Consider the following 16523-nt stretch of genomic DNA (forward strand, 5'->3'; position numbering starts at 1 on the left):
GTTCATCCGCGGCGCAGGAGGGTTAGCGCCTGTTCCGCCAGCATCGGAGTTCCGTTCACGGCCTCTCCGGCGTTGGGGGTCACGCCGGCCAGCGCACGGGCGTAAACACCCTGACTAATCGAGGCCAAGCGGAAGACCGCGAAGGCGAGATAGAAGTTCCAATCCTCGATCGCGTCGCCGCGTCCCGTCCGGCGGCTGTAGGCGGCGACATATTCCTCCTCGGTCGGAATGCCGCTGCTGGCGAAGTCGACCCCGTCCAATGTGCCCCAGCTGGGCGACGTGGAATGCCACATGAAGCAATTGTAGCCGAGATCAGCGAGCGGATGCCCGATCGTCGACAATTCCCAGTCGAGCACCGCGATGAGGCGCGGCTCAGTCGGGTGGAACATGACATTTTCCAGCCGGTAGTCGCCGTGGGCGATGCTGACCGCCTCATCCTTTGGAACGCGCGCTGGCAGTTCCGCAATCAACGCCTCCATCGCGGGGATCGGCTGGGTCTCGGCGCCGCGATACTGCTTGATCCACCGTGCGATCTGACGATCGAAATAGCCGGTCGGGCGGCCATAATCCTCCAGCCCAACGGCGCGGTGATCAACCTGGTGAAGCGCCGCGAGTGTTTGATTGAGCTGGTCATAAACCGCAGACCGCTCCGCCGGCGTTAGATCAGGGAGAGTGGCATCGCGGAAGATGCGGCCTTCCAGATAATCCATCACGTAGAAGGCGGTGCCGATCACGTCCGGATCCTCGCACAGCGCGCGCATGACGGGGACGGGGACATCCGTATCCCGCAGTGCCGCCATCGCGCGATACTCACGATCGACCTGATGCGCGCTCGCCAACAGCTGTCCCGGCGGCTTCTTGCGCAGGACGTAGTCGCCAGCGTCGGTCGACAGCATGAACGTGGGGTTGGATGCACCGCCGACGAACTGTTGCACCCGCATGTCGCGGCCGAAGCCCTCAACATGGCGGTCGAGCCAGGCCGCTAGTCTATCCTCATCGAATTGGTGGCGGGGGGACACTTCTGTCAGCCGTGCCCCCGTCATGCACGCGCCGCCAGCAATCCAGGCGTTGAAAACAGCCGCATCAACCTCTCCCTCGCGCGCATTCTGCGTCGCTTCACGACACCTAACGCAAAAGTTGAACGCGTTTGAAGATCAAATCGGCCGATTACCTGACGGATGACAGTATTTCGGCGAGGAGGCGAAAATCCTTCTCGCGCGGGGAAGCACGCCGCCATGCCAATGCGATCGTCCTTTTTGGGTTCTCCCCGCCGAGCGGCCGGGCCGTGATCCCCGTATGATCGAGGATCCCGGCGGTAAGCGCAATTTCCGGGAGCATCGTGAGGCCAAGGCCATTGTCCACCATCTGGACGATGGTGTGCAGCGACGTACCCATCATCGTCGCCTCAGCGCGCAACTCCGGTCGGTTACAGGCGGCGAGCACATGATCCTTCAGGCAATGGCCGTCCTCCAGCATCAGAAGGCGCGTCTCATCGATCTCCTTTGGCGAAACGGGCTGGACGCTGTCGGGCAGTTCGCCGGTGGGAAAGGCAAGGAACAGGCGGTCGTCGAATAGCGGCTCAGCCGTTACATCACCGCAGGCATAGGGGAGGGCGAGCAACACACAGTCCGCACGGCCGCTGTGCAGCGCCTCGCACGCCTGCGCGCTGGGTTCCTCACGGAGGTACAGCTTCAGATCGGGATAGTCGGCGCGCAGGCGCGGCAGGACGCGTGGCAACAGGAACGGCGCGATGGTCGGGATTACGCTCATCCGCATTTCCCCGGAAAGGGGGCGACCGGCCGCCCTCGCCATATCCCCCAGCTCCTCCGCCTCCCGCAGGATGCGTCGCGCCTTGTCGACGATCTGGTCGCCCAGCGGCGTGAAGCGGACCACGCGGCGCGTACGTTCGACGAGCGTGACGCCGATCAACGTTTCGAGTTCGCGGATGCCAGCCGACAGGGTCGACTGGGTGACATAGCAGGTCTCGGCAGCGCGGCCGAAATGCCCCTGCTCCTTGAGCGCGACCAGATATTGAAGTTGCTTCAGCGTCGGTAGGTAGATGTTCGCCATGTAATCGGTCCAGTCGATCAATGGCTTCCATATAGTGCAATATCTCGATCATGCGAGATGGTTGGGCAACCGCTACAGAACCGCGCGGATGAAGCCGTAGGTACTCGTGATCGTAAGCACCGCGCCGACCAGGACGAGCATGACGGTGGTGGGTATCCGCTTGGCCATGACGGCACCGAGCGGCGCGGCGATGACGCCGCCGATCAGCAGGCCGACGGTTGCGGTGGCGAAGTCCTCCAGGCCCAAATGCCAGATGAACGTGGCCGACACCGTCAGCGTCAGGAAGAATTCGACCGCGTTGACCGTCCCAACGACGCGGCGGGGCTCCAGACCCTGAACGAGCAGATTGGAGGTGACGATCGGTCCCCAACCGCCACCGCCTGCCGCATCGAGAAATCCCCCGACGAGGCCGAGCGGCTCGACCACCTTGGGCTTTCCCCGCGGGGCCGAGAACAGGAGACCACGGACGAGCAGGTAGATGCCGACGAAGACGAGATAGCCGAGCACAAATGGCTTGACGGTCTCTCCGTCCAGATTGGTCAGTAGATAAGCGCCGCCGACCCCGCCGATGATCCCGGGGACCAGCAACCGGAAGAACAACCGCTTGTCCACATTGCCATGCAGCACGTGGCTGATGCCGGAAATGGCGGTGGTGAAGGTTTCGACGATGTGGATGTTGGCAGATGCGCGCGCGGGTGAGAGCCCGATCACGGCCACCAGCAGGGTGTTGCAAATCAGCCCGAACGCCATGCCAAGCGCGCCGTCGACAATCTGGGCACCGAAACCGACAAGGATGAACGGCAGCAATGCTTCCAAGGTCAGCGACGAAAAATCCACACTCATCCCCTAGTGACTGGCAGCATCGCCATGCCGCAGGAGAGCAAATCCTACAAGATTGCTATGCTTTCGCGGAGCATGTTCATTCTTTGGGGTGCTGGAAATCACTCGCATGACATCCTAGATCGCGCGTTCTGAAAGGGGACGCGTGATGGGGCGTTTGGCGGTTTATCTCGATTCGATCCGCGCGCGTGATCCGGCGCCGCATTCGCGGCTGGAGATCCTGACCTATCCCGGGGTGTGGGCACTTGGCTGGCACCGCGTCGCACACCGCCTGTACCGGGCGCGACTGTTCTTCCTTGCGCGAGCCATCAACCATCTGTCGCGGTTCCTGACCGCGATCGATATTCATCCCGGCGCAAAGATTGGCCGCAACTTCTTCATCGATCACGGTTTTGTGGTGATCGGCGAGACGGCGGAGATTGGCGACGACGTTACCATCTACCAATGCGTCACGCTGGGCGGGACCAGCCCCGATAACGGCGTCGCGGGCAAGCGCCATCCGACCATCAGCGATGGAGCGATCATCGGATCGGGTGCGCAGGTGCTCGGCCCCATCATCGTCGGGCGCCGTGCGCGGGTGGGCGCGAATGCCGTCGTGACGCGCGACGTGCCCGAGGGCGCCGTAATGGTCGGCATTCCGGCGCGGCCGACGGTCGTCGATGGTGGCCAGGCTCCGGAGCGCAAGTTCATGGCCTATGGCACCCCGTGTAGCGAGATGTTCGATCCGGCGACGCAGAAGGTTGAAATCCTTCGCTGCGAACTGGAAGCAATGAAGAAGCGGCTGGATGCGCTGCTGGACGAACAGGGTGAGGGACGGGAGCGCAATCGCGCCTGATGGGGGTCGTCACACCCTTTCCGCTGGCAGGAAAACCCAGTCAGATCGGCTTCGACCGGGCCGAGCTCAACCGCATTCTTGATCTATACGGGCGCATGGTGGCCGCTGGCCATTGGCGGGATTATGCGATGAGCCTCGGCCGCGACGTCGCCGAATTTGCCGCGTTCCGCAGAACCGCTGAGCGGCCGGAGTTTCGCATCGAGAAGCGGCCGGCCCTGCGCAACAAGCAGGGCATGTGGGCGCTCTATGGTGAGGCCGGACAGATCGTGAAGCGGGGCCATGAACTCGGCCCGGTACTGGCGCCGGTCGAGCGGCGCTTGATGAAGCTGGTCGACGGCTAAGCTGCCGCGCCCACCGTTGGGGCGCTTTCCATCTTTCTCGGTACAGATAGCGCATCGGCGTGTGCGGCGGAACGTGCCGCACACGCCGATAGCAGAGGATCAGCCGCCCTGCAGCTTCTTGCCGATCATCATCGACTGGCCGGCGCCCGAATCAGGTACGATCTCGCCGGTGCGATCGGTGATTTCGTTCCAGTGCTTGGCGATGCCTTCGGGCGACAGTTCATCACCGCTCAGCGCGACGCCAGGCGTCAGCGTGACATAGGCAGCCTGGAAGACGCCGGCGCCGGCGCCGACGATCTGATTGGTCGGCGCGTCCTCACTGACGAGATAAAGCGCAGCCGGCACAACCTTGTCGGGCGAGAAGGCCTGGAACAGCTGCTCAGGGAAGAGATCTTCGGTCATCCGCGTTCCGGCCACCGGGGCCAGGGTATTGACCTTGATGTTGTTCTTCGCGCCTTCGAGATACAGCGACTTGGTGAAACCAGCGAGGCCGAGCTTTGCTGCGCCATAGTTCGTCTGGCCGAAGTTGCCATAAAGACCGGTGGACGAAGCGGTCATCAGGATGCGGCCATAATTCTGCTCGCGCATCGTGTCCCAGACAGCCTTGGTGGCGTTGGCCGAGCCCAGCAGGTGGACCTGAACCACAAAGGCGAAATCGGCAGGATCCATCTTCGTGAACGACTTGTCGCGCAGCACGCCGGCGTTGTTGATCAGGATATGGACACCGCCCCAAGTCTCCTTGGCCTTGGCGACCATCTCGACCATCTGCTCATATTCGGTAACGCTGGCGCCGTTCGCCATCGCGTCACCGCCGGCAGCCTTGATTTCCTCGACCACCTTGTGCGCGGCGTCGGATGCGCCGGCGCCGGTGCGGTCGCCGCCGAGATCGTTGACCACCACCTTGGCGCCGCGGCGCGCAAGCTCAAGCGCATATTCACGACCCAGGCCGCCGCCGGCACCGGTGACGATTGCTACCTTGTCGTCGAAACGGATGGACATGGAAAAGGCGCTCCCCTCACTTGGATAGAAGCGCCTTCCCATACTCGACATTCAAACCGGTGCAACCGCCCGTCGGCTATGACCGGCCGGTCAAGCGATTACTTGCCGCCGCGCTGCATGCAGTTGTTGTACTGACCCTTCTTGCACGGCGGGTAGCTCGGCAGCGGGGGGGGCGGGGGGAACGCCACCGACGGCGGCGGCGCGGGCTGGAACACGATCCTCGAGCCCGGCTCCGGCGTGCCCTTCAGCGGAGAGCCAGCAGGCTCATAACCACCGGGAGTTTCGATGATGCGCATGCCATTGGGATCAGTGCTGGTCTGCATCGTGCCAGCGGCGGGTGCGGACTGGGTCGTCGCGGCCTGGTCCGCCATTGCCGGCTGATCCTGCGCAATAGCGGGAGCGGCAATGAGTGCGGCGGCGGCGAGAAGGAAGGACTTCATGAGGAAATCTCCTGTGAAAACGCTCAATTGCGTACAAACGCAGGCCATCCAACGCGCTGACTGGAAGATGTATCCTTTGTTTCGCTGGCGATTCGACACTGGAGAGACCAGGGAAAACCCTTAGGCTACATCCCTCAAGACCATGCCGACGCCTTCCTAATGGCCGGCATCCAGCGCGTAACCGGCAGACCGCACCGTGCGGATTATGTCGGGCCGTCCACCTTCGTTGATCGCCTTGCGCAGACGACGGATATGGACGTCCACGGTCCTGCTTTCGATGTCGCTATCATGGCCCCAGACGCTGTCGAGCAGACGTTCACGCGAAAAGACGTGGCCGGGATGTTCAAGGAAGTGCTTGAGCAGGCGAAATTCGGTTGGCCCCAAGGGGATTACTTCTCCGCTGCGGCGCACCTTGTGACCGACGGTATCCATCTCGAGATCGGCATAGCTCAACGCCTCTCCGGCAAGGGCAGGCCGCACGCGGCGGAGCACCGCTGATACACGGGCCACCAGTTCCCGCGGGCTGAACGGCTTCGTCACATAATCGTCCGCGCCGGTCTCGAGCCCTCGGATACGATCCTCTTCCTCGCCCCGGGCAGTGAGCATGATGATCGGCACGTTGGCCGTCTCGGCGCTGCGTCGCAGGCGGCGGCACACCTCGATGCCCGAGAGGCCCTCTACCATCCAGTCGAGCAGGACGATGTCGGGCACCTTCTCGCGGGCCAACAGCAGTGCTTCTTCCCCGTCGATCGTGTGGACGACGTCGAAATCCTCGCGTTTGAAATGCCAGACCAGCAATTCGGCGAGCGAGGCGTCGTCCTCGACCAAGAGCATGCGTGCGCGTGGCATCATTCCCCCTTTTCGCGATCCGCCATCTGGGTACCAGTGGCGGCAAAATACACCATTTCGGCAACGTTGGTCGCATGGTCGCCGACGCGTTCCAGGTTCTTGGCGACGAACAGCAGATGCGCGACCTCGCTGATGGTCTTCGGGTTTTCGACCATGTGCGTGACGAGGGTGCGGAAGATCGAGTCGTAGAAATCGTCGACCGCCTTGTCGCGCTCGCAGATCTCGACGGCGGCAGCCGCGTCGCGCGCTGCGAAGGCGTTGAGCACGTCGTGTACCATTTCCGCTGCCATTCGCGCCATCGCCTGGATGACGGAGATTGGCTCAATGCGATGCTCGCTCTCGATCATTGGGACGCGCTTGGCGATGTTCTTGGCGTAATCGCCGATCCGCTCGACCACGGCAGCAATCTTCAGTGCGGCGACCACTTCCCGCAGGTCGTTGGCCATTGGAGCACGAAGCGCGATGATGCGAACCGCGAGCCGCTCGACCTCCGCCTCGATCGCATCGATCTGCTTGTCGTCGCGGCGGACGCGTTTTGCGAGTTCAAGGTCGCCGCGCTGAAGCGCACGCATTGCTCGGTCGATCGCCTGCTCGGCGAGGCCGCCCATCTGGCTGATGAGCCCGCGCAGCCGACCGATGTCCTCGTCGAACGCCTTTACCGTGTGATCTGCCATAGCCTGGTTCCTCAGCCGTATCGGCCGGTGATGTAATCGGTGGTGCGCTGTTCGCGCGGGTTGGTGAAGATGTTGTTGGTTTCGCCGTACTCCACCAGTTCGCCGAGGTGGAAGAAGGCCGTCTTCTGACTGACCCGGGCGGCCTGCTGCATGTTGTGAGTGACGATCACAATCGCATAGCGGCCGCGCAGGTCGTGGATCAGCTCCTCGATCCGGGCGGTGGCGATTGGATCGAGCGCGCTGCACGGCTCGTCCATCAGGATCACCTCGGGGTCGACCGCTATGGCGCGTGCGATGCACAAACGCTGCTGCTGACCACCGGACAGCGCGGTGCCGCTGTCGGTCAGGCGATCCTTCACCTCGTTCCACAAGCCCGTGCGGGTCAGCGACTGTTCCACGATCCGGTCGAGTTCCGCCTTGCCGCTGGCCAGGCCGTGGATGCGGGGGCCATAGGCGACATTCTCGTAGATCGATTTGGGGAACGGGTTCGGCTTCTGAAACACCATGCCGACACGCGCGCGCAGCTGCACGACGTCCATGTCCTTGGAATAAATGTTCTCACCGTCCAGGCAGATCTCGCCCTCGACGCGGGCGTTGGGCACCGTGTCGTTCATGCGGTTGAGCGTGCGCAGGAACGTGGACTTGCCGCAGCCCGATGGGCCGATGAAGGCAGTCACATCCTCCTGATCAATGTCGATCGATACGTGGCGTATTGCCTGTTTGTCGCCGTAGAAGACGTTGACGTCACGGGCCGTGATCTTGTGGGTCACCAGCGGGTCTCGAAGCGGTTGCGAAGATAGATGGCCAGACCGTTCATTGAGAGCAGCACGACCAGAAGGACGATGATAGCGGCAGATGTCTTCTCCACGAAGCCGCGTGCCACTTCGTCCGACCAGAGGAAGATCTGAACGGGCAGCACGGTGGCAGGATCGGTGAGCCCTTCGGGCGGGGCAGCGATAAACGCCCGCATGCCGATCATCAGCAAGGGCGCGGTTTCGCCCAGCGCGCGTGCCATGCCGATGATCGTGCCAGTGAGAATACCGGGCAGCGCCAGAGGGAGAACGTGGTGGAAGACGACCTGTACCGGGCTGGCACCGATGCCGAGGGCGGCATCGCGGATCGAGGGTGGCACACCTTTGATCGCATTGCGTCCGGCAATGACAATTACTGGCATGGTCATCAGCGCCAGCGTCAGCCCGCCCACAATCGGTGCCGATCGCGGCAGACCCAGGGTGCCGAGGAAGACGGCGAGGCCCAGCAGTCCGAAGATGATCGACGGAACCGCTGCGAGGTTGTTGATCGAAACCTCGATCAGGTCGGTCCAGCGATTCTTGGGTGCATATTCCTCGAGGTATAGGGCCGAGAGGACGCCGATGGGGAAGGCGAGCGCCAATGTGACCAGCATGGTCAGCAACGATCCCTTGAGCGCCCCCCAAATGCCCACCCGTGTTGGATCGGTCGCATCTGCGCTGACGAAGAAGTCCCAGTTGATCCCGCGGGAGAGGTGATCGCCAAGCTCGGCGACGATCCGCCGCGTCGCAGGGGTACCATCGCCCTTGTACGCCATGTCGATGTCGCTCGCGACCGGTACCTCGAGCACGGCCCGGCCGCGCAGAAGCGACGGATTCGCCTTCAGCGCATCACGAACGCGGAGCCAGGCACCGTCTGAGAGGAGGGCAGCGCCTCCCTCCCGCGGATAAGCGGCCGTTGCGGCAGCGTCGACAACGCTTTCCAGCCCGGCCCCGGCGAGCGCAAGGTCCGCACGATTGCCGCGCAGCTGCGCCGGCTGGACGGCGAGATCCGCCGCAGCGAAGTCGATCGGCAGGGCCAGGCGGGTCTCGGTGAAACCGCCCAGCCCCTGCGCCATCATCGTCACGATCAGGAAGGCGAGGAAGCTCACCGACATGATGATGGCGCCTAATCCGAGCGCGCGGAAACGCCGTTCAGAACGATAGCGCCGGGCAATCCGACGCCGCATCGCGTCGGTCCGCCAATCGGTGGGCGCGCGATCAGTCATAAGCCTCGCGGTACCTCCTCACGATGATGAGGGCGAAGATGTTGAGCAGGAGCGTGACGACGAACAGCGTCAGGCCAAGCGCGAACGCTGCGAGTGTCTTGGCGCTGTCGAACTCCGCCTCGCCGGTCAGAAGGTCGACGATCTGCTTGGTGACGGTCGTCGTGCTGGCAAAGGGATTGAGCGTGAGTTGCGCCACACCCGACGCCGCCATCACGACAATCATGGTCTCCCCAATGGCGCGGCTGACGGCGAGGAGGACTCCGCCGACAATGCCGGGCAGGGCCGCAGGCACCAGCACGCGGCTGATCGTCTCCGACGGGGTGGCACCCAGCGCCAGGCTGCCGTCGCGCATCGAGCCGGGAACTGCTGCCAGCGAATCGTCTGCCATGGAGGAGACGAAGGGGATGATCATGACGCCCATGACGAGCCCCGCAGCTAGCGCGCTTTCGCTGCTGGCCCAGGTAATGCCGAGGGACACCGCCAGATCGCGCACCGCTGGGGCAACCGTCAGCGCGGCGAAATAACCGTAAACAACCGTCGGCACGCCGGCGAGCACTTCGAGCACGGGCTTCATCCAGCGCCGGGTCGCGGGGCGCGCATATTGGGTGAGGTAGATGGCGCTCATCAACCCGAACGGGATCGCGACCATCATCGCGATCACGGCGCCGATGAAGAAGGTTCCCCAGAACAGCGGCACGGCGCCCAGGCTTGCCCCTGGATCGCGAGGATCGATGACTTGCGGCGACCAGTGCGTACCGAAAAGGAAGTCGGTGATGGGCACGATCGAGAAGAAGCGCGCACTTTCGAACAGGAGGCTGCCGACGATGCCGACCGTGGTCAGGATCGCGATCAGCGACGCCCCGAGCAGCAGCACCATCACAATGCGCTCCACCTGCGTGCGAGCGGAAAACCCCGGGCGCACGTGTGCAAAGGCAAAGGCGAAACCGGAGAAGGCGAGTGCTGCCGCCAGTGCGGTTCCGATCCAATTATAGCGGCTCTGCGCGCTGGCGTATGCCGGGGCGAGCACCTCTGCGAGGTCATGGAAGGCGCCAAAAGCGTCGCCGCGTGACAGATTGCGCGCTTCCGACAGGATCGCTGCGCGTTCGAACCCAGCGGGGGGGAGTGCGGCGGCGGCGGGCGTCGTCAGGACCGCATCAGTCACCAGTGCGGGAGAGACGAACCACCAGACGCCCAAGAACATCAATGGAGGCAGGAGCGTCCAGAGTGCGACATACGCGCCATAGTGGCTTGGCAGCGAACTGAACCGCAGGGTGTTGCCCTTGCGGAACGCTGCGGCGCGGGCACGCGCGAAGAACCAGGCCATCAGGCCGAGCGCGACGATGACGAAGAGCAACGCGCCGGCGCTCATTTCAGTGCGTCCAACGAAAGCGGGGTCTCGGTCTGCACGATCTCTGAGGAGCGCTGCTGCACAGTGGCTGGCGCGGCTATCAGCCCGCGCCGGGTGAGGGGCCCCTCAGCGCCCCACAGGCGTGTATACTGGCGCACGAACGCGCGCAGGCCGGGGACAGCGTCCATGTGCTGCTTCTTCACGTAGATATATAGTGGTCGGGCACCGGGGTAGCGGCCATCGACGATCGTCGAGGTGGTGGGCACGACCCCGCCGATCGGAACGCCGACGACCGAGCCGCCATTCTCTTCCAGGTAGGAATAGCCAAACACGCCGATCGCGTTGGGATTGGCGGTGAGCTTCTGAACGATCAGATTATCGTTCTCGCCTGCGTCAATATAGGCCCCGTCTTCGCGCACACGTTGGCAGCGTGCCTTGAAGGCATCCTCATCGGTTTCTTTCAGCCGGGCTGCCTCGGGATCGCTGTCGAGACAGCCGTGCGCCATGATTAGCTCTGCGAGCGCATCGCGCGTGCCGCTGGTAGAAGGCGGGCCGTAAATCTGGATCGGAATGGCCGGAAGGGCGGGGTTAACGTCACGCCAGGTGCGCCGCTTGTTGGGTTTTCCGTTTGGCGTGGCCGCAAGCGCCAAATACAGGTCGGCGGGCGTCAGCGACATCTTTGGCCCATTCTTCGCCTCGGCGAAGGCGACGCCGTCGATGCCGATCTGCACCTCCAGCACCTCGTTCGCGCCGTGGCGAATACAATCCTCGAACTCGCTTTGCTTCATGCGGCGGGAGGCGTTCACGATATCCGGATAGGCGGCGCCAATCCCGGCACAGAAAAGTCGCATCCCGGCGCCCGTTCCGGTGGATTCGATCACCGGCGGCCGGGCGTCGGGATTGTTCGCGAGATACTGTTCGGCGGCGATGGTGGTGAAGGGGTAGACGGTCGACGATCCGACGGCTTTGATCTGCGCACGGGCGCCAGCGCCACCGCTCGCCTGGTCATGGCAAGCGGTGGTGAGCGCGAGGAGCGCGACGATCACAGCGGCGCGAATCATTCAACATCCCGAAAGCGCCGCACCACGCGGCGATCGCGCCTGTGTGACACCACCATTACTGCTTGATGACAGTGCCCCCCGGCGGATCAATCGGTAGAACATCGGGGCTGACCGAACGCAGCGTTACGGACACTCGCGTGCCTTCATCAACCTGGCTGGCGATTTCCAGCCGCCCGCGGTGGCGCTCCACTATGTGCTTGACGATGGCGAGGCCCAGGCCGGTGCCGCCGATCGAGCGGCTGCGGCCCGGATCCACCCGGTAGAACCGCTCCGTAAGGCGCGGAAGGTGCTGTGGCGGAATGCCTTCGCCCTGATCCGCAACGACCAGCCGGACCATCTCGTCGACGCGGGTGAGCGAGACGCGGATCGGGGTGCCCGGGCGACCATATTTCATCGCGTTGCCCATCAGGTTGTGCAGCAGTTGGGACAGCTGCGCCTGATCCCCCACGACGACAAACGGCTCTGCTTCCTGCTCGAAAACGATGTCCTTGCCGCGCCCGTTGTGTGCGTCGGCGAGCTCCGCTCGAGTCTTTTCGATAAGCCCGGCAAGATCGATGGATTCGCCCGGCGCGCGAAATTTGTCGGCCTCAATCCGAGACAGGCTCATCAGATCGTCGACCAGACGATCCATTCGCCGCGCCTCGTCAAAGACAATCTTGAGGAAGCGGGAGCGTGTCACCGGATCCTCACCAGCGGTGTCGGCCAGCGTTTCGACATAGCCCAGGATCGACGCGAGCGGGGTGCGCAGTTCGTGACTGGCGTTGGCGACGAAATCCACTCGCATCCGCTCGGCCGCGTGGCTGCCGCTATGGTCCGACAGATGCACGAGGCGGCGGCCATCGTCGAGCGGCGCGAGGTGCATTTCCCACCGCTGGTTCGGAGCGCCAAGGCCAGCGAGAAATGCGGTCGCGGTGCTGGCGTGATCGCTGATAAGGCGTGCAGCTGCCGGGTGGCGGATGGCGGTGCGCGCGTCCTCGTTGATCACATGCGCGCCCAGCAGACCGCGCGCCGCCTTGTTCGCATAATTGACGCGCGAGCCCTGGAGAATGAGGATGGGTTCGGCCAGCGCATCCAGGACAGCATCCACCTCCGCCGACGGTGTGGGGGTGGAGATATTCTCGGAAGGTTCGGCCGAGTCGTTCCCGCCGGCCATGAGCGCCACTACGGCGACAATACCGCCAACGATGCTGACGGCGACGGTGTCCAGCCCGGCACCGATGACGGCAAGGATAGCGCCCGTGATGATGACGATGGCGATGGCTGCCCAGCCGCGCGGGGAAATGATATCGTCCATATAACCCCACGGCGAGTGACGCTGTCGCCGAGGGTTATGGTGAGGCACGTGCAATTGTCCAGCGCGGTGAAGATGCCCGGATGCGTGGCGATCACGTATGACGACCACCTGCACCATTGTCCCGCTTCGATACGCCGCGGTGGCGCAGCTTGTGCGGCCATTAGGATTATGGAAGGGCGATATCGTGGATAGGCGCCCATCATGAGCGATCAGGATCAACCCAGCCAACCGGGCCGGCGGCGCGCGCTGCGCCTCGGCGCTGCGGGGGCCGTGGCTGTCGTGTCGATCCGGCCTGCGATGGCGCAGGCGTATGGCTCGGTTCTGACGTGCGACATTCCCGTCCCGGATCCCGGCCGTGCGGGCGGGTTCATCGACAAGAACGGCAAAGTGGTGCCTGCCGGTACTCCCGGCGCCTATGCCCCCCCGGGCCGTCCGCTGAAGGGTGAGGATATTCGTCGCGCCTTGGCATCGGGCGGCAACTTACCGGGCGCCGACTATGAACGCAGCCGGGCATACCTCAAATACGTTCAGAGCCTGCGCAGTGGAACGACAGGATTCACCTGTTTTGCATCGTTGCAGATGCCCCGGCGCTAGGTGATGGAGGCGACGCGCTATCGCGCGCCGCGTGCGGCCGATCTGATCGCGACGCCGATGGACGAGATCGTGGCGCTGTTTCATCACGCGTCGGGTATCACGCATCTGGTAGCGTCACCCGTGCCGGAGTTGCTGGAGGCGCTCGCCGATCGCTGGATGTCGGCTGCCGAGATCGAAGAGACGTTCGACATTCTTGACGGCGACCGCCAGGATCTGGTCGCACTGCTTGAAGAACTGGCCGTCACTGGGCTGATCGAGCAGGCATGAACAACGAGTTCCGCGTTCAGGTCGGGCCCGTGGGCTTTCGCGTCGGATCGGCATGGCGGCAGCCGATCGACCAGCTTCGCATGCTGTATCGCGATTACCCGCAAGCGGTTGGAGTGCCCGATTTCACCGTCCGGCTCGAACCGGAGCGCCCCTGGCGCCGGTATGTGCGACCAGCCGTACGCATCGCGGGCGACTTCGTGATTCCCGACGCTGCGCCTCTGCCCCTGTCTCAAGGCGTCTTGGCCGCAGAGATGGCGATGAACCTCCAGATGGCGTTGGGGCTTCGCAGCTTCCTGCTTCTTCACGCCGCAGCCGTCGAACGCGATGGTCGCGCCGTGATCATGACCGGGGAGTCGGGCGCAGGAAAATCCACGCTGGCCGCGCTGCTACAGGCAAGGGGCTGGCGCTTGATGGCGGATGAGTTCGTCCTCGTGGAACCGAGTACTGGAAAGGTTCTGCCATTTCCCCGGCCGATCAGCCTGAAGAACGCCGCGATAGACGTCGTCAGAGCGGCGCTCCCGACGGCGACATGGGGCCCAACCATGGCCGGCACGCCGAAGGGCACGATCCGGCACCTCATCCCCGAGGCTGGCGCTCTGGCATTTGCGCAGGTTCCGGCCACGCCTGCGCTCCTGCTATTTCCTCGCTTCGGAGGTGGGGTGGATCAGCGGCCGGTTGGCGCCGGCGAAGCGTTCGTGCGGCTGACCCAAGCATCTACCAATTACGTCGGCCTGGGTGAGAGCGGCTATCGGGCGCTGACTACGCTGGTGACCAGAGTGACCCGTGTAGCGATCGATTACCCGGACGCTGATACCGCCGCATCGATGATCGAGGATCTGCTGTGAGCGCCGCGCGTGATCTGGTTTCGGTGCTGGTGGAGCCAGCCAGGGCTGCTGCGCTCGATAGTGACCGCTGGACGCAAATACTGGCTGTAGCCCGTGCTGAGCAGATGATGGGTACGCTGGCAGCGCGCGTCGGCGATCTCGCACCCGTCGGGGCTGCTGCGATCCTTGCGGACGCAAAGGCTGCGGCGAAGGAAGGCCGGCGTCAGGCATTGTGGGAAGCGGAGATGGCGCGGCGCGCGCTTCACGGTGTCGTTGCGCCGCTCATCCTGCTCAAGGGGACTGCCTTTGCTGCGGCCGGGCGATCGGCGGGCAGCGGGCGAGGGATTGGGGACCTCGACATCCTGGTTCCGCGTGACGCGATCGGTCGGGTGGAGGCGGCCCTGTTGGCGCATGGGTGGATGTGGGTGAAGTCCGACTCCTATGATGATCGCTATTATCGGCAGTGGATGCATGAGTTGCCGCCGATGATCCATCCGGAGCGGGACCGGATGATCGACGTTCATCACACCATCCTCCCGCTGACGGCGCGGCAGAAACCGGACGCTGTGTTGTTGATCAAGGATGCCGAGCCGCTGGGAAACGGGCTGGCGATGCTGTCCCGAGAAGATGTTGTCTTGCATGCCGCCATTCACCTGCTGGCGGACGGCGATCTGGCGGGCGGGCTGCGCAATTTATGGGATATCGATCGGCTGCTGCGCGAGTTTGCCGACGACGATCCGGAATATTGGGACCGCTTGACACATCGTGCGCAGCAACATGGCGTTGTTCCAGTAATCGCGCGCGCGCTGCGGCTGAGCCATCACCTGTTTGCAACGCCGGTCCCCCCGACTGATCGTGGACTGGGCCTCACGGACCGGCTATATCTCCGCCGTCTGCTGGCGCGCGATGGCTGGGGACGCGCGACTCGTCCCGGGACGCGGCTTGCCTTTTACATCCGTTCCCACTGGCTAAGGATGCCACCGCTTCTGCTGGCACGGCACCTGTGGATCAAATGGCGGAGGAGCGGAGCCGCCGAACAATTGCCACCACGACCAGCACCCCAGTAATCACAGCGGTGTCCGCGACCCAATCCATGATGTCGCAATCGCGATGCAGCGCAGGGATTGATTGAACCACCTCGATCATCGCGCCAAGGAAGGACAAGCGCTCGCCGATCCGCAGCAGGGGCGACTTGGGGAACGACAGGACCGACAAAACGGTCAGCGTGCCGAACGCCAGCATGTGCTGATACTTGTCGCCGTCGATCGGCACCTTGGGAGGATGCGGCAGCAGCGCCATGGTGACAGCGAACACCAGCGCCAGCAGCAGGATCAACCGCCAAACCAGGCGGGATGATGCTGTCACGATAGCTTATCCAGCACGGGTACCAGCTCATCGAAATGATCGATGATGGCGTCGGCGCCAAGTTCCTCAACGGGCTGCATGAGAAAGCCAAAACGACAAGCCACCGCCGGGATGCGCGCGGCGTGCGCGGCGGCGACATCGTAGATCGAATCGCCGACGAAGGCCGCTGTTCCACCACCAGCGCGGCGGATCATTTCCTGGATCGGATCAGGTGCGGGCTTCGACTTGCCCGGTCCCAAAGTGTCTCCGCCAATGACGCAGGTAAGCCGATCGAGCAGCTCGGCGTCGCGCAGCACCTCAAGGGCAAATCGCTCCAGCTTATTGGTCACGACAGCGACCTTGGCTCCGCGGGCAGCAAGGTCGTCCAGCGCCTGCACCGCTCCGGGAAACGGCACACTGTGAACGTAGATGTTCGCCTCGTAATAGGTCAGCAGCACTTGATGGAGCCGATCCAGAAGTGCGTCGTCGCCGCCTCCAGTAGCAGCTAGCCCTTGGGCGAGCATGTGACGCGCGCCGCCGCCTATCATCGGTTTGATCGCTTCAACGCTCAAGGGCGAGCGGCCGTCCTGCGCCAGCGCATAGTTCACTGCCGCGGCCAGATCTCCGCTGGTGTCGATCAGCGTGCCGTCAAGGTCGAAGCCGACCGTGTCAAAATGAAATGGTTGCATCGATACGCGAGTTGAAGGCTCCCTATGGAATTAGCAA

The 16523-nt window shown here is 63.7% G+C and carries 20 protein-coding genes; 6 read left to right on the top strand and 14 right to left on the bottom strand.

Going from position 1 to position 16523, the window contains the following annotated elements; translation table 11 throughout:
• Positions 1-2: 2 nt before the first annotated feature.
• The 3 genes from K0S66_RS00545 to K0S66_RS00555 all read right to left on the bottom strand — a co-directional run bounded on the left by K0S66_RS00545 (position 3) and on the right by K0S66_RS00555 (position 2913).
• Entirely contained in the window at positions 3-1043 is a 1041-nt protein-coding gene (locus K0S66_RS00545; protein ID WP_301073122.1) for a phosphotransferase family protein, read from the bottom strand.
• A 124-nt stretch (positions 1044-1167) separates the two neighbouring features.
• The gene (locus K0S66_RS00550) at positions 1168-2070 is read right to left on the bottom strand and encodes a hydrogen peroxide-inducible genes activator (protein ID WP_301073333.1); all 903 of its coding nucleotides are present in this window, start codon (positions 2068-2070) and stop codon (positions 1168-1170) included.
• Between the two features lie 72 nt (positions 2071-2142).
• The gene (locus tag K0S66_RS00555; protein ID WP_301073123.1) at positions 2143-2913 is read right to left on the bottom strand and encodes a sulfite exporter TauE/SafE family protein; all 771 of its coding nucleotides are present in this window, start codon (positions 2911-2913) and stop codon (positions 2143-2145) included.
• A 145-nt stretch (positions 2914-3058) separates the two neighbouring features.
• Here K0S66_RS00555 and epsC point away from each other — a divergent pair, with 145 nt between their 5' ends.
• Positions 3059-3745 carry a serine O-acetyltransferase EpsC gene (gene epsC / locus K0S66_RS00560; protein ID WP_301073124.1) on the top strand — a complete coding sequence of 229 codons (687 nt, stop codon included), beginning with the start codon at positions 3059-3061 and terminating at the stop codon, positions 3743-3745.
• On the top strand, positions 3745-4086 hold the full coding sequence (locus K0S66_RS00565; protein ID WP_301073125.1) for a DUF2794 domain-containing protein: 342 nt from the start codon (positions 3745-3747) through the stop codon (positions 4084-4086). The genes epsC and K0S66_RS00565 overlap by 1 nt, the downstream gene beginning before the upstream one ends.
• A gap of 99 nt (positions 4087-4185) precedes the next feature.
• Here the strand turns inward: K0S66_RS00565 and K0S66_RS00570 are convergent, their stop codons facing one another.
• The 9 genes from K0S66_RS00570 to K0S66_RS00610 all read right to left on the bottom strand — a co-directional run bounded on the left by K0S66_RS00570 (position 4186) and on the right by K0S66_RS00610 (position 12768).
• Entirely contained in the window at positions 4186-5085 is a 900-nt protein-coding gene (locus tag K0S66_RS00570) for an SDR family NAD(P)-dependent oxidoreductase (protein ID WP_301073126.1), read from the bottom strand.
• A gap of 98 nt (positions 5086-5183) precedes the next feature.
• Positions 5184-5525: a hypothetical protein gene (locus K0S66_RS00575; protein ID WP_301073128.1), complete on the bottom strand. Its 342-nt coding sequence runs from the start codon at positions 5523-5525 to the stop codon at positions 5184-5186.
• A 156-nt stretch (positions 5526-5681) separates the two neighbouring features.
• On the bottom strand, positions 5682-6374 hold the full coding sequence (phoB, locus tag K0S66_RS00580) for a phosphate regulon transcriptional regulator PhoB (protein ID WP_301073129.1): 693 nt from the start codon (positions 6372-6374) through the stop codon (positions 5682-5684).
• The gene (phoU, locus tag K0S66_RS00585; RefSeq protein WP_301073130.1) at positions 6374-7048 is read right to left on the bottom strand and encodes a phosphate signaling complex protein PhoU; all 675 of its coding nucleotides are present in this window, start codon (positions 7046-7048) and stop codon (positions 6374-6376) included. Before phoU ends, phoB begins: the two co-directional genes overlap by 1 nt.
• A gap of 11 nt (positions 7049-7059) precedes the next feature.
• Complete coding sequence (gene pstB, locus K0S66_RS00590) at positions 7060-7818, bottom strand: phosphate ABC transporter ATP-binding protein PstB (RefSeq protein ID WP_301073131.1); 759 nt, start codon at positions 7816-7818, stop codon at positions 7060-7062.
• Positions 7815-9065 (bottom strand): phosphate ABC transporter permease PstA, encoded by a 1251-nt coding sequence (gene pstA / locus K0S66_RS00595; protein WP_301073132.1) that lies wholly within the window; start codon positions 9063-9065, stop codon positions 7815-7817. The genes pstB and pstA overlap by 4 nt, the downstream gene beginning before the upstream one ends.
• Entirely contained in the window at positions 9058-10434 is a 1377-nt protein-coding gene (gene pstC / locus K0S66_RS00600; RefSeq protein ID WP_301073133.1) for a phosphate ABC transporter permease subunit PstC, read from the bottom strand. The genes pstA and pstC overlap by 8 nt, the downstream gene beginning before the upstream one ends.
• Positions 10431-11474 carry a substrate-binding domain-containing protein gene (locus K0S66_RS00605; protein ID WP_301073134.1) on the bottom strand — a complete coding sequence of 348 codons (1044 nt, stop codon included), beginning with the start codon at positions 11472-11474 and terminating at the stop codon, positions 10431-10433. Before K0S66_RS00605 ends, pstC begins: the two co-directional genes overlap by 4 nt.
• A gap of 55 nt (positions 11475-11529) precedes the next feature.
• Positions 11530-12768 carry an ATP-binding protein gene (locus K0S66_RS00610; RefSeq protein ID WP_301073135.1) on the bottom strand — a complete coding sequence of 413 codons (1239 nt, stop codon included), beginning with the start codon at positions 12766-12768 and terminating at the stop codon, positions 11530-11532.
• A 201-nt stretch (positions 12769-12969) separates the two neighbouring features.
• Here K0S66_RS00610 and K0S66_RS00615 point away from each other — a divergent pair, with 201 nt between their 5' ends.
• Genes K0S66_RS00615 through K0S66_RS00630 form a run of 4 tightly spaced genes read left to right on the top strand, consistent with a single transcriptional unit; the run spans position 12970 to position 15520 of the window.
• On the top strand, positions 12970-13362 hold the full coding sequence (locus tag K0S66_RS00615) for a hypothetical protein (protein WP_301073136.1): 393 nt from the start codon (positions 12970-12972) through the stop codon (positions 13360-13362).
• Positions 13363-13365: 3 nt separating this feature from the next.
• Positions 13366-13629: an HPr-rel-A system PqqD family peptide chaperone gene (locus K0S66_RS00620; protein WP_301073137.1), complete on the top strand. Its 264-nt coding sequence runs from the start codon at positions 13366-13368 to the stop codon at positions 13627-13629.
• Positions 13626-14474: an HprK-related kinase A gene (locus K0S66_RS00625; protein WP_301073138.1), complete on the top strand. Its 849-nt coding sequence runs from the start codon at positions 13626-13628 to the stop codon at positions 14472-14474. Before K0S66_RS00620 ends, K0S66_RS00625 begins: the two co-directional genes overlap by 4 nt.
• Positions 14471-15520, top strand: coding sequence for a nucleotidyltransferase family protein (locus K0S66_RS00630; protein WP_301073139.1), 1050 nt, complete (start codon positions 14471-14473; stop codon positions 15518-15520). Before K0S66_RS00625 ends, K0S66_RS00630 begins: the two co-directional genes overlap by 4 nt.
• Here K0S66_RS00630 and K0S66_RS00635 read toward each other — a convergent pair.
• Both K0S66_RS00635 and K0S66_RS00640 read right to left on the bottom strand, forming a co-directional pair.
• Positions 15462-15818 carry a hypothetical protein gene (locus K0S66_RS00635; protein WP_301073140.1) on the bottom strand — a complete coding sequence of 119 codons (357 nt, stop codon included), beginning with the start codon at positions 15816-15818 and terminating at the stop codon, positions 15462-15464. The two genes, K0S66_RS00630 and K0S66_RS00635, sit on opposite strands and share 59 nt — an antisense overlap.
• A complete protein-coding gene (locus K0S66_RS00640; RefSeq protein ID WP_301073141.1) occupies positions 15815-16486 on the bottom strand; it encodes an HAD-IA family hydrolase in 672 nt (223 codons plus the stop codon). The genes K0S66_RS00635 and K0S66_RS00640 overlap by 4 nt, the downstream gene beginning before the upstream one ends.
• Positions 16487-16523: the final 37 nt, after the last annotated feature.

This window comes from Sphingomonas sp., assembly GCF_029239295.1.
In the GTDB taxonomy this organism is placed as follows: domain Bacteria; phylum Pseudomonadota; class Alphaproteobacteria; order Sphingomonadales; family Sphingomonadaceae; genus Sphingomonas.